The organism is Rahnella ecdela (assembly GCF_019049625.1).
Taxonomy (GTDB): domain Bacteria; phylum Pseudomonadota; class Gammaproteobacteria; order Enterobacterales; family Enterobacteriaceae; genus Rahnella; species Rahnella ecdela.
Genome location: NZ_JAFMOY010000131.1, coordinates 234,040 through 245,943, shown reverse-complemented (window position 1 = coordinate 245,943; position 11,904 = coordinate 234,040). Strand labels below are relative to the sequence as shown.

13 protein-coding genes and 2 tRNA genes are annotated in these 11,904 nt (G+C 51.1%); 8 read left to right on the top strand and 7 right to left on the bottom strand.

Annotated elements, in window-relative coordinates; all coding sequences use genetic code 11:
- Window positions 1-53: 53 nt before the first annotated feature.
- Together J1784_RS19770 and J1784_RS19765 are read right to left on the bottom strand one after the other, a co-directional pair.
- Window positions 54-1,142: an ABC transporter substrate-binding protein gene (locus J1784_RS19770; protein WP_217150600.1), complete on the bottom strand. Its 1,089-nt coding sequence runs from the start codon at window positions 1,140-1,142 to the stop codon at window positions 54-56.
- A 199-nt stretch (window positions 1,143-1,341) separates the two neighbouring features.
- Window positions 1,342-2,232, bottom strand: a complete 891-nt coding sequence (locus tag J1784_RS19765) for an SDR family oxidoreductase (RefSeq protein ID WP_217150599.1) — start codon at window positions 2,230-2,232, stop codon at window positions 1,342-1,344.
- 137 nt (window positions 2,233-2,369) lie between these two features.
- Between J1784_RS19765 and J1784_RS19760 the strand changes: the two genes are divergently transcribed.
- Window positions 2,370-3,314 (top strand): AraC family transcriptional regulator, encoded by a 945-nt coding sequence (locus tag J1784_RS19760; RefSeq protein WP_217150598.1) that lies wholly within the window; start codon window positions 2,370-2,372, stop codon window positions 3,312-3,314.
- Between the two features lie 72 nt (window positions 3,315-3,386).
- Here the strand turns inward: J1784_RS19760 and J1784_RS19755 are convergent.
- Window positions 3,387-3,474: transfer RNA gene (locus tag J1784_RS19755), tRNA-Ser, on the bottom strand.
- Between the two features lie 195 nt (window positions 3,475-3,669).
- Window positions 3,670-3,757, bottom strand: a tRNA-Ser gene (locus J1784_RS19750).
- 269 nt (window positions 3,758-4,026) lie between these two features.
- Here J1784_RS19750 and yccA point away from each other — a divergent pair.
- A complete protein-coding gene (gene yccA / locus J1784_RS19745) occupies window positions 4,027-4,692 on the top strand; it encodes an FtsH protease modulator YccA (RefSeq protein WP_217150757.1) in 666 nt (221 codons plus the stop codon).
- A 107-nt stretch (window positions 4,693-4,799) separates the two neighbouring features.
- On the top strand, window positions 4,800-5,129 hold the full coding sequence (gene tusE, locus J1784_RS19740) for a sulfurtransferase TusE (RefSeq protein WP_217150597.1): 330 nt from the start codon (window positions 4,800-4,802) through the stop codon (window positions 5,127-5,129).
- A gap of 6 nt (window positions 5,130-5,135) precedes the next feature.
- On the opposite strand, the gene yccX is transcribed toward tusE, so the two are convergent.
- Window positions 5,136-5,414, bottom strand: a complete 279-nt coding sequence (gene yccX, locus J1784_RS19735; RefSeq protein WP_217150596.1) for an acylphosphatase — start codon at window positions 5,412-5,414, stop codon at window positions 5,136-5,138.
- 98 nt (window positions 5,415-5,512) lie between these two features.
- Between yccX and rlmI the strand changes: the two genes are divergently transcribed.
- Together rlmI and hspQ are read left to right on the top strand one after the other, a co-directional pair.
- Entirely contained in the window at window positions 5,513-6,706 is a 1,194-nt protein-coding gene (rlmI, locus tag J1784_RS19730; protein ID WP_217150595.1) for a 23S rRNA (cytosine(1962)-C(5))-methyltransferase RlmI, read from the top strand.
- Window positions 6,707-6,843: 137 nt separating this feature from the next.
- Complete coding sequence (gene hspQ, locus J1784_RS19725) at window positions 6,844-7,161, top strand: heat shock protein HspQ (protein ID WP_217150594.1); 318 nt, start codon at window positions 6,844-6,846, stop codon at window positions 7,159-7,161.
- 97 nt (window positions 7,162-7,258) lie between these two features.
- Here hspQ and J1784_RS19720 read toward each other — a convergent pair whose 3' ends face one another.
- Complete coding sequence (locus J1784_RS19720; RefSeq protein ID WP_217150593.1) at window positions 7,259-7,672, bottom strand: CoA-binding protein; 414 nt, start codon at window positions 7,670-7,672, stop codon at window positions 7,259-7,261.
- A 189-nt stretch (window positions 7,673-7,861) separates the two neighbouring features.
- Here J1784_RS19720 and J1784_RS19715 point away from each other — a divergent pair, with 189 nt between their 5' ends.
- Complete coding sequence (locus J1784_RS19715) at window positions 7,862-8,512, top strand: DUF2057 family protein (RefSeq protein ID WP_217150592.1); 651 nt, start codon at window positions 7,862-7,864, stop codon at window positions 8,510-8,512.
- A gap of 117 nt (window positions 8,513-8,629) precedes the next feature.
- The gene (locus J1784_RS19710) at window positions 8,630-9,091 is read left to right on the top strand and encodes a methylglyoxal synthase (protein ID WP_217150591.1); all 462 of its coding nucleotides are present in this window, start codon (window positions 8,630-8,632) and stop codon (window positions 9,089-9,091) included.
- A 70-nt stretch (window positions 9,092-9,161) separates the two neighbouring features.
- On the opposite strand, the gene helD is transcribed toward J1784_RS19710, so the two are convergent.
- A complete protein-coding gene (gene helD / locus J1784_RS19705; protein ID WP_217150590.1) occupies window positions 9,162-11,216 on the bottom strand; it encodes a DNA helicase IV in 2,055 nt (684 codons plus the stop codon).
- Between the two features lie 194 nt (window positions 11,217-11,410).
- Between helD and J1784_RS19700 the strand changes: the two genes are divergently transcribed.
- Window positions 11,411-11,872 carry a YccF domain-containing protein gene (locus J1784_RS19700; RefSeq protein ID WP_112287387.1) on the top strand — a complete coding sequence of 154 codons (462 nt, stop codon included), beginning with the start codon at window positions 11,411-11,413 and terminating at the stop codon, window positions 11,870-11,872.
- The last annotated feature ends 32 nt before the right edge of the window (window positions 11,873-11,904 follow it).

Here is an 11,904-nt window from a genome sequence, read left to right as displayed (position 1 = left end):
AAAAATCAGGCAAGAGAAAGGGAGGCGCGCAAATTTGATGCGCGCCCCAACTGCTATTTTTGGGCAGCGGCGCGCCACTGTTTGATGTAATCCAGACGTTTTTTCTGTTGCAGGTATTCCAGCAGAGTTTCATCTACCGGGATTGGCTTGAGTGCCTTGCCGAGCATTTTGGTCATGCCGTCGATGTCGTTTTTACCCTCGATATCGTTGCGGATGGACGGAATGTCAGCCTGATTGGCCAGAATGCTCTGCCCTTTTTCTGACAGCACGTAGTCCAGCCACAATTTGGCGGCGTTGCTGTTTTTCGATTCCTGACTGATGAAGGAAACGCGGGAAAGTACCAGGGTGTAATCCTTCGGATAGGAAATACCCAGGGATGGATCCGTTTTGGCGCGGGCTTCGGCGTAAGACCCGAGGATATTGAAACCGATCAGGTTTTCGCCGGAAGAAACACGTTCCATCATGGTGCCGGTGGAAGACTGCACCGCTAAGCCGCCTTTGGCGACGTCAGCCAGCGTTTTGAAATAGTTCGGGTCGGCTTTGAAATCCTGCACGGACAACATAAAGCCGAGGCCGGATTTCTCAATATCGTAGGTCGTGACTTTCTTGTTGAATTTTTCGGTCTGGCTGGAAATCAGTTTTGCCAGCGCCGCATGAGAATCTGGTACGTCACCGGCCGGGATCAAACGCTTGTTATAGATAAACACCACCGGTTCATACGTCGTGCCGTAGGCTTTGTCTTTCCACACCGCCCATTTTGGTAACTGGCCCTGTTCAGGCGATTTATATTCCTGCGCGTAATCAGTCGCCAGTTTCAGCGCGGTATCCATGGAAGAGCTCCAGACCACGTCGCCGCTGGTGCCGCCCGCCGCCTGTTCACTGATATAACGGTTGTACAGCTCAGTGCTGTTCATGTCGTTATATTCGACTTTGATCCCCGGATAAGTGGCCTCGAACCCCTGAATCAGCGGGCCGGCGTCTTTGGTGTCGGTGGTGGAATACACCACGACTTTGCCTTCTTTGGTCGCGGCATCGACGATTTTTTGATAGTCGGCCGGATAGCCCTGAGGTAATGCAGACATTGCAGAGGAAGACATCATTACAGCCACAGCAATCAGAGAGATACGTAATTTATTCGACATTATTGTTAACCTCTAGTTACATTTGGGAAACTAAAAATCAACATAACGCATAACATCGGACAGGCAATAGGGTAACGTTTTTATCTTCCCGATTTGTGATTCGGGGCGTTTTTTAGGCAATTAACTCCATTAAAACCACGGCGAAAAAAGCAAAACAGGCCATCGGAATGACCTGTTTTTTAATGTCAGAAAACGGGAATTAATTAAAATATCCGGCGGTATCTAGGTCGGTCAGTAAATCCTGATGTCCCGGTTTCCAGCCCAAAATATCGCGGGTGATCTGGCTGGACGTCGGATTATTCAGCGACGCAAAATGCGTAAACCAGCCAAAATGCGCTGCCAGATCCTCTCCGCTTTTACTGACCACCGGCAGGTTCAGGTGTTTACCAATCAGCGTGGCAATCTCACGAAACGGCACGCCTTCCTCTGAGTTCGCATGATAAATTGCGTTCGGCGCGCCCTTCTCCAGCGCCAGTACAAACACCTTTGCGGCATCAAAACGGTTCACTGCTGGCCAGAGATTTCCGCCATTCCCCGGATACGCTGATTCACCTTTTTCACGTGCCGTCGCAATAATCAGTGGCACAAATCCGTGGTCGCCCGCGCCATGCACAGACGGCGGCAGGCGTACCAGCGAAACGTGCACACCCTGCTCTGCCAGCGTAGCCACGGCCAGATCAGACGCCACGCGCGGGTTATGTCCCTGTGGATCCGGCAAATCATTTTCTGTCGCCAGCTTCCCGCCGCCCACCAGCGCCGTACCAGAAGTCACGATCAGCGGTTTATTGGTGCCTTTCAGCGCCGCGCCTAACGCAGCAATTGCCAGCCGGTCTTTTTCACAATTTTCCAGAAACTTCGAAAAATCATGAATAAAAGCGGTGTGGATCACGCCGTCGGCCTGCGCCGCGCCGGATGTCAGACTGTCCAGATCTTCGATACTGCCGCGAAGCACGTCAGCACCGACATCCGTCAGCACCTGTGCCGAGGCATCTGAACGCGCTAAACCGAGCACCTTATGGCCTGCGCGCAGCAACTCCTGCACCACCGCAGAACCGACAAAACCTGTTGCACCTGTCACGAATACACGCATTTCGAATTCCTCTGTTGTTGGCTCAATCTGTTGTTAGCTGAAACCGCTCAACCTTACGTAACAGAATATAGGCGCTGGAGAAAAGACGATCTATGCGCTAATGTCCTTATTATCTTTGCAATCGTCCGGAGTCGCTGATGGATCCTCTTTCTGATGTGTTGTCGCTGCTCAAACCGCGCAGCTATATGTCCAAAGGTTTTGAAGCCGGCGGCGAATGGTCAGTGCAATTTCCTGATCATTATCAGTCGATAAAATGTAATGCGATCATTACCGGTGAATGCTGGCTGGCGGTTGATGGCGTGCCCGCCGCAGTACATCTGCAGGCCGGAGACTGTTTTGTGTTACCGAGCGGTCGCCCGTTCCGGCTGGCCAGTGATCTAAGTATTCCTCCGGTCGATGCCGTGCCAATTTTCGAGCAGGCACGCGACGGCGGAACGGTTTCCTGCAACGGCGGCAAAGATTTCTTTCTCACCGGCAGCCGGTTTGCGGTCAATGGCACTAACGCCTCAACCCTGCTGGCGATGTTGCCGCCGGTAGTGCATATCTCGAAAGAATCCGACCGGCAAAGTTTGCGCTGGGCAGTGGAATGTATGATGCAGGAACTGCGTGATGAACGGCCTGGCGGATTGCTGATCGCGCAACATATGGCGCACATGATGCTGGTACAGGCGCTGCGGATGCATGTTGATAACACGCAGGAAGGAGAAAACAGTGGCTGGTTTGCGGCGCTGGCGGATAAGCAGCTTTCCCAAGCGCTGAATGCGATGCATGAAAATCCGTCTCACCGCTGGACAGTTCAGACACTTGCTGAACGGGCGGGTATGTCGCGTTCTGTATTCTCGCAGAAATTTAAGCTGGCCGTCGGCAGCGCGCCGCTGGAATATCTCACGCGCTGGCGGATGTTGCTGGCCGGAGACCGGCTGACAAACAGTAAAGAACCGGTATCGGCCGTGGCGCTTTCGCTGGGTTATGAATCTGAAAGTGCTTTCAGTACGGCGTTCAAACGCACGCTGGGGTGTTCACCAAGGCAGTACGGGCAGAAAGGGGAAGCGGGCGAGGAAAATGCGGCACTTGCGGAGTGAGACGAATTTCAGACACAATTTTCAGACACAAAAAAAGCCGCTAATTGCTTAGCAGCTTTGATGTGTTGTTTATGGCGGAGGAGGAGAGATTCGAACTCTCGAATGGTTTCCCATCGCCGGTTTTCAAGACCGGTGCCTTCAGCCGCTCGGCCACCCCTCCGTAAACAACAAGCACTTTGCGACATCAGTCGTTCAGTACGGGGCGTAGTATACAAGACAGAAAAAAAGATGCAAACATTATTTTCAGCCTAGTTTGTTGATTTTATGAGCATTTAAATCGTGTTCGCAAACATACTCACAAATTGCAGATACAAAAAAAGCCGCTAATTTCTTAGCAGCTTTCTTGTGTTGTTTATGGCGGAGGAGAAGAGATTCGAACTCTTGAATGGTTTCCCATCGCCGGTTTTCAAGACCGGTGCCTTCAGCCGCTCGGCCACCCCTCCGCAACGAAGCGAACTATAAACAGTGCCGATCCTCTTGTAAAGTCTGATTCTGTTCGTTTGCCTGAAAAACAGGCATTCCGTTCTTAAACGGCGATTTAAGCATCATTACGGTGGTTTTGACATCAGGAAACCGCGCCCTGCCCGCCCTGAGCAGGTAAAGAAGGGTAAAACGTCTTTAATGACGCTTCGCAACTACTTACACTGCAATCTGTTTGTATTTTCACCGACTCCAACTTTTTGTTAAGAGTGAGAATTTTATTATGAACCGCATGGATCGTATCGTTGCATCTTCGTCATCATCACGCGCTGGCTCGCTGCTAAGCACGCACCGGGTGCTGCGTAATACTTATTTCCTGCTTGCGCTGACTTTGGGCGTTTCCGCGATCACTGCAACGGCAAGTACGGTTCTGAGATTGCCGTCTCCGGGCTTTCTGCTGACGATCGTCGGGTTTTATGGCCTGATGTTCCTGACTTACCGCACGTCGAATAGCCCGGCGGGTATTTTATCTGCGTTCGCGCTGACCGGCTTTATGGGTTATACGCTGGGGCCGTTGCTGAGTTCGCTGCTTTCTGTCGGTGCCGGTGACATCATCATGCTGGCGCTGGGCGGTACCGCACTGGTGTTCTTCTGCTGTTCAGCCTACGTGCTGACCACGCGCAAAGATATGTCGTTCCTTTCCGGCATGATGATGGCAGGTTTTGTTGTCCTGCTGATTGCGGTGATTGCTAACCTGTTCCTGCAAATTCCTGCGCTGTCATTGGCGATCAGCTGTCTGTTTATTCTGTTCTCCGCAGGCGCGATTTTGTGGGAAACCAGCAACATTATTCATGGCGGCGAAACCAACTATATTCGCGCGACCGTTAGCCTGTATGTCTCGCTGTACAATATCTTTGTCAGCCTGCTGAGCATTCTGGGCATGACATCACGTAACTGATGATGCCTGATGGTCATTGAAGCCCCGCTCTGATGCGGGGCTTTTTATTTTGTCTGACCGGCGTTTTTGCTAAACTGATCGCCGCATTTTTACAGGTCTGAGGTTGTATGCTGCAGTTTGAAGGTCAGGTTATTGAAACCGACGCTCAGGGTTACCTGAAAAACAGTCAGGACTGGCAGGAAGGTATGGCGCCCCTGCTGGCCGAAGAAGAAGGCATTGAGCTCACCGACGCCCACTGGGAAGTCGTTCGCTTCGTGCGCGAGTTTTATCTCGAATTCAATACATCGCCTGCCGTACGCATGCTGGTAAAAGCGATGGCGCAGAAATATGGCGAAGAAAAGGGCAACAGCCGCTATCTGTTCCGGCTGTTCCCGAAAGGTCCGGCTAAACAGGCAACCAAAATTGCCGGTCTGCCAAAGCCGGTGAAGTGTCTGTGAAAGACGTCAGTATTTGATTTTAAAATCGCTGTAATGGCCGGGTGCGGTCGGCTCACTGAGCACGCGATCCACCCGTGCATGCTTTGGCCCGCCCTGCTTCAACCAGGCCAGCAGTTGTTCCACCTTTTCCTGTTCGCCGCACGCCACCACTTCGACGCTACCATCCTCAAGATTTCTAGCGTAACCGGTCAGACCTAAACCGGTTGCCTGATGTTGGGTCGCAAAACGAAAACCGACGCCCTGTACCATGCCGTACACATAGGCGGCTATACTGACTGTTGCCATAATTTTCTCTCCGTTAGCGGTATGGTTCGTTGCAATTTCACCTGCATGACCGGACAATGTCGCTCTTTTTTGTCTCCGAACCGACAGAACCTAATTTTATGACTGCACGTTTAATTCTGGCCAAAGGCCGTGAAAAATCACTTCTCCGCCGCCACCCGTGGGTATTTTCCGGCGCGGTACACCGTGTCGAAGGTAAAGCCAATTCCGGCGAGACTATAGATATTGTAGACAGTCAGGGAAAATGGCTGGCACGCGGTGCTTATTCACCGTCTTCTCAGATCCGTGCGCGCGTCTGGACGTTTAAGCAAGATGAAGACATCGACATTGAATTCTTCATCCGCCGTCTGCAACAGGCACAAAACTGGCGTGATTATATAGCCAAGCGCGACGGGCTGGACGGTTACCGCCTGATTGCCGGTGAATCCGACTGTCTGCCGGGCATCACCATCGACCGTTTCCAGAACTTCCTGGTACTGCAATTGCTTTCTGCCGGTGCAGAATATCAGCGTGCGCCGCTGATTGCTGCGCTCCAACATTGCTATCCGGAATGCGCCATCTGGGATCGCTCCGATGTGGCCGTGCGTAAAAAAGAAGGTCTGGAACTGACTCAGGGGCATGTGGTCGGTGATGAGCCGCCCGCCCTGCTGCCAATTCAGGAACACGGCATGAGCCTGCTGGTGGATATCAAAGAAGGCCACAAAACCGGTTTCTATCTCGACCAGCGTGACAGCCGCCTTGCCGCGCGCAACTACGCCGCTGGCCGTAATGTGCTGAACTGCTTCTCTTACACTGGCGCGTTCGCGGTTTCCGCACTGATGGGCGGTTGTACTAACGTCACCAACGTGGATACCTCACAGGCGGCACTCGACGTAGCCCGTCAGAACGTTGAACTGAACAAGCTGGATCTGTCAAAAGCCGAATTCGTGCGTGAAGACGTGTTCCAGTTACTGCGCAAATACCGCACCGAAGGCCAGCAGTTCGACATGATTGTCATGGATCCGCCAAAATTCGTTGAGAACAAAAATCAGCTGGCGAGCGCCTGTCGTGGTTACAAAGATATCAATATGCTGGCGCTGCAACTGCTGCGTCCGGGCGGTATCCTGCTGAGCTTCTCCTGTTCCGGCTTGCTGCCAACAGACTTGTTCCAGAAAATTCTGGCTGATGCCGCGCTCGATGCTGGTCGAGAAATTCAGTTCGTTGAGCAGTTCCGTCAGGCCGCCGATCATCCGGTAACCGGTGCTTATCCGGAAGGCCTGTATCTGAAAGGTTTCGCCTGTCTGGTGATGAACTAAAAAAAATCTGACTGACTAAGCACGGCGTGCTGCACTGACGACACGCCGTCGAATTTTTAGCAGAAAGAGCGGTCATAACTTGAAATAGCGCGTTTAATCTCCATATAGAGATCAATGAATTATTTCGGGAGGTGACTATGATTGCCAGTAAATTCGGTATCGGCCAGCAGGTTCGCCACAGACTGTTAGGTTACTTAGGTGTGGTGATTGATGTCGATGCAGAGTATTCGCTCGAAAAGCCCGGTGTCGATGATGTCGCCGCTGACGATTCTATGCGCACCGCTCCCTGGTATCACGTTGTGATGGAAGACGAAGAAGGCCAGCCGGTGCATACCTATCTGGCTGAAATTCAGATTGATCATGAAGCTGCGCATTCTCATCCGGAACAAACATCTCTGGACGACCTGGCTGAATCCATCCGCAGTCAGCTTCAGGCGCCACGTCTGCGTAACTGAGTCAAATCCTGCGGGACACTGTTAAAAATTAAAAACCGGCTTCGATGGCCGGTTTTTTTATTGTCTGATTCTGATGCAGAAAATGATGTTGTGAGAGTTATTTTTCCATCCCCAGACGCGGGATTTCAATTTTCGGGCAACGGTCCATTACCACTTTTAACCCGGCCTCTTTCGCCAGTACCGCCGCCTGTTCATTGATAATGTCTAACTGGAGCCACAGCACTTTAGCTTTAATGGCAATCGCTTCCTGCGCCCCGCCATATGCGGCATCGACATTACGAAATACATCGACCATATCCACCGGATGCGGGATTTCTGCCAGTGAGCCGTATGCTTTTTGCCCCAGTAATTCCTTCCCTGCCAGCTTCGGACTGACCGGGATCACCTCATAACCCTGAGAAAGCAGATACGCCATTACGCCGTAGCTCGGGCGCCCCGGATTATCACTGGCACCCACCAAGGCGATGGTTTTCACTTCCTCAAGAATCTTGCGAATATCATTATCTTGCACGGAATTATCTCCTTTTACCTGTATAAGCTGAGTGTAACGCAGGCTGGCTATTCCGACAGCCCGTGGATCAAAAAGGAGACATACCTCACCCGGATAGTGTTAATTAAAAACATTTTGTAAAACTTTGACACAATATCGTCATTGCTGAATAATAGACGATGAGCAATTTGGTATCCGGGGAGAAGAAGAATGAAAGTCTGTCATGCGCTGGTCGCATTAGCGAGTCTCAGCCTGATGGCGTCAGCTTCGGCGACCTCACTCAAATTGTCCCCGGATGTTGACCTTCTGGTTATCGATGGTAAACAAATGTCTGGTGCCATTCTTAAAGGCGCGGACAGCCTCGAACTCGACGGCGGTCAGCATCAGATCCTGTTTCAGGTCAGTAAGAATCTACGCACCGGCGTAACACCGATGTATCACTCCCCTGCCCTTATAGTGACGTTCAACGCCAAAAGCAATCGCTCCGTTTCCTTCGTCCTGCCTAAACTGAGCAATGAAACAGAAGCGGCGCTATTTAACAAGCAGATGAACTATCAACTGGTTGATGAACAAGGACGTCAGATAGCGACGCAGCGTGATGTTCTGAATATGTTCAATCCCGTACACACCGCTGACGCTGAAAAACTGATGATGACGTACAATTTGTCCGGCGCACGCGCGGCGGTTCCTTCGTTCGCTAAAGGAATGACGGATAAAAAATCGGCACTGGCGCAGGGAACCCCTTCGCAAATTTCAATCGCTTATCTCCATCCGCTCTGGACTCGCCTGGCAGCAAACGCCAGCTTCGAACAATTTCTGCTCTGGTTTAAACTGCCCGGTGAACAAGAGCAGACCTCGTAATTTAACCTGCGTCACGCATTCTTTCTCTTAACGCCGAATTATTGCCCCCGCTCTATGCAGTAAAACGGAGTTTCAGTATTCTGTGATCCACTCTTACTTCGCGTTGAAGGGAATTTGATGGAATACACGACCCGTACGATCGCAAAACAAAAACATATTGCTCTGGTCGCGCATGACCACTGTAAAAACACCCTGATGAAATGGGTCGACAAAAATGTCGCCGAACTCTCTAAACATACCCTCTACGCGACCGGCACCACCGGTAATCTGGTGCAGCGAAATACCGGTATCAATGTAAAAAGTATGTTGAGCGGCCCGATGGGTGGCGATCAACAGGTAGGTGCGATGATTGCCGAAGGCAAAATCGATTTGCTGATTTTCCTGTGGGATCCGCTGAATGCGGTTCCGCATGATCCCGATGTCAAAGCCCTTTTACGTCTGGCAACCGTGTGGAATATTCCGGTGGCAACTAACGTGGCGACAGCGGATTTCCTGATCAACTCCCCGATGTTCCAATCTGAAATCGAAATTGTTATTCCCGACTATCAACGCTATTTATGGTCACGCCTGAAAGAGTGATGTGGAAACTCGCACTGATATACGTCAGATAGCAGAAAAGTAAAACCCGGCCATTGCCGGGTTTATCACTTCAGGGTTTACGCTGCGCCGGAACGCCGATGTTTTCCAGCTGTTCCACAAATACTGACGGACGCTGTTTATCCTGCATCAGCCAGACCTGATGCTTCGCCCGCGTCATAGCCACATACAATAAACGCCGCTCTTCAGCATCCATAAAATCTTCCGGTTCGGGAAGCAGAACTTCTTCCAAAAGCGATTCCCGTGCAGCAGCCGGGAAGCCATCGTTCCCTTCATGCAGCCCGACGATAATCACGTATTCTGCCTGCTGTCCCTTACTGGCATGAATCGTCATGAATTCCAGATTAAGTTTTGGCCAGCGCGTCGCGGCTTTTTCCAGAATTTGCGGTCGCAGATGGTGATAACGCGCCAGCACCAGGATTCTTTCGTCGGCAGTGACATATCCGCTGAGCTTATCCAGCAGTTTTTCCATCTGATCCTCAGGCAGGATAACGACGTTCTTCTTATTGCCTTTGGTCAGACTGTTCAGCGGTTTTTTCAGCTGATAAGGGTTTTGCTGGACAAACTTATTGGCAATCTCACCGATACGATCGTTGAACCGGTAAGTAGTATCCAGTTCGCATTGCGCCCCTTCGCCAAAGTTTGTGGCAAAAGCGGTGGTCAGCGAAAGTTCTGCCCCGCTGAAGCGGTAAATTGCCTGCCAGTCATCCCCCACGGCATATAAACTGGTGTGTTTGTTGAGCTTGCGTAATGCCGAGAGCAATAGCGCGCGCTGTGGCGAGATGTCCTGAAATTCATCAACCAGAATATGCTTCCACGGGCTGACGAAACGCCCTTTTTCCAGAATATTGACCGCCTGATGGATAAGCCCGGAGAAATCCACTGCGCCTTCATCTTTAAGCGCTGTTTTCCAGGCTTTCATCAAAGGAGCCATCAGACGAATGCGCTTAGTGAACAGATCTCGGACTTCTTCCGGCGCGCTTTCAATCATTTCTGCCTGACTGCCGCCGTGCATACGCATCAGGCTGAGCCAGCGTTCGAGGCGGCTGCCCAGTCTTTCTGCCAGCGATTTGTTTTTCCAGTAATCACCTTCAGGCACCGTCCATTCCAGCTCGTCGGTCATCCACTGCCGCCAGCCGCTGGCCTGTACTTTTTTCTCCGCACACTGCTGCTGCCAGGTTTTGATCAGCAGACTGCGACGCGCTTTAGCATCCGTTTCAAGTTTGCTTATCTTCGGCGCTTTCTTGCTGCCTTCCTGAATAATTTGTAACGCCAGCGCATGGAAGGTTTTGGCTTTAATTCCGTCCGTGTGCAGCCGTTCTTTGATGCGGGTATTCATTTCATCCGCAGCCTGACGTCCGAAGGCCAGCAAAAGAATTTGCTCAGGAAGCGCCTCCTGGCGACGTAACAACCAGCCTGCACGGGCCACCAGCACGGAGGTTTTACCGCTGCCTGCACCAGCCAGCACCAGAACTGAATCCTCACCGTTAACCACGGCGCGACACTGGCTCTCGTTAAGCGGCGACACCTCGACGGTATCAAAAAAATCACGATTGTCCGCAATGACCCGCTCGGTCCAGGCCAGATTACGCTGCGTCACGCTGCGTTTACCCTGTTCCAGCCAGCGCAGGCAGGTCCGGTAATCGTCACGGCAATTGTCAAAATCATTGAGACGTTCGACAGGCACCGGCACCGCAGAAAAAGCTTCCTGAATATCTTTTTGTACATCGGCTAAATCGGCCCGTTTGAACCATTTATCCTGCTGCTCAATCTGAGTGATTTTTTCGATTTGTCCATGCAAGACACTGGCACTTACCCCGCTCATTTCCTGACTCCAGGTCTGCCAGATATTGAGGAGGTACTGATAAAACCGCTGAGTTTCCTGCCATTCGGTGCCGTGAAGCCGTACGACTTTCTGTTCAGGCAACTCAAATTCCAGTTCGCCCCAGACGATGCCGCGCTTACAGCGGATCTGGATAAGCTGATTGAAAGGGATCAGGTAGTGATGTTTATCGCCACTGACTTCCACGCCCGCATTAAGCAGACGCACCCGGTTATACGGATGCTGCGCCAGATGTTTTCCGAATGAGGTCGACTTCAATTCCATATCATCACACCGTGTTTTCTCTAAAATTCCTGACGGAAAGGTAATGTTTATTATTTTACATGCAAGTGTATTTAAGAGTTTACCTTTGATACGTGCAGGCGATCCACGTTCCAAAACAGAGTAGAATAAGAAGTATGTTTCTTTCAGCGAAACATGAAATCATTTAACTTTTAATATCTTCGGGAAGAGCAGACATGCGCACAGTTCTTAATATTCTCAACTTTGTTTTAGGTGGTTTTTTTACCACTCTCGCCTGGCTGTTTGCCACACTGGTGAGCATCGTACTGATCTTTACCCTGCCCCTGACCCGCTCTTGCTGGGAAATCACCCGTCTGTCTTTGATGCCATTTGGCAACGAGGCTGTTCACGTTGATGAATTGTATCCTGAAAAACGCAATGCGCTGATGTCCGGCGGTGGTACTCTGTTGAATATATTCTGGTTTATTTTCTTCGGCTGGTGGTTATGCTTGTCGCACATCATGGCGGGCATCGCTCAATGTATCAGTATTATCGGCATCCCGGTGGGCATCGCGAATTTTAAAATCGCCGTGATCGCACTTTGGCCGGTCGGGCGCAGGGTCGTTTCTGTCGAACTCGCCAGACAAGTTCGTGAAGCGAATGCCAGCCGTCTGATGAAAGATGGACGCATTCGCTGATTTTTATCATTTTTGATTTTTTACGTGGGGTT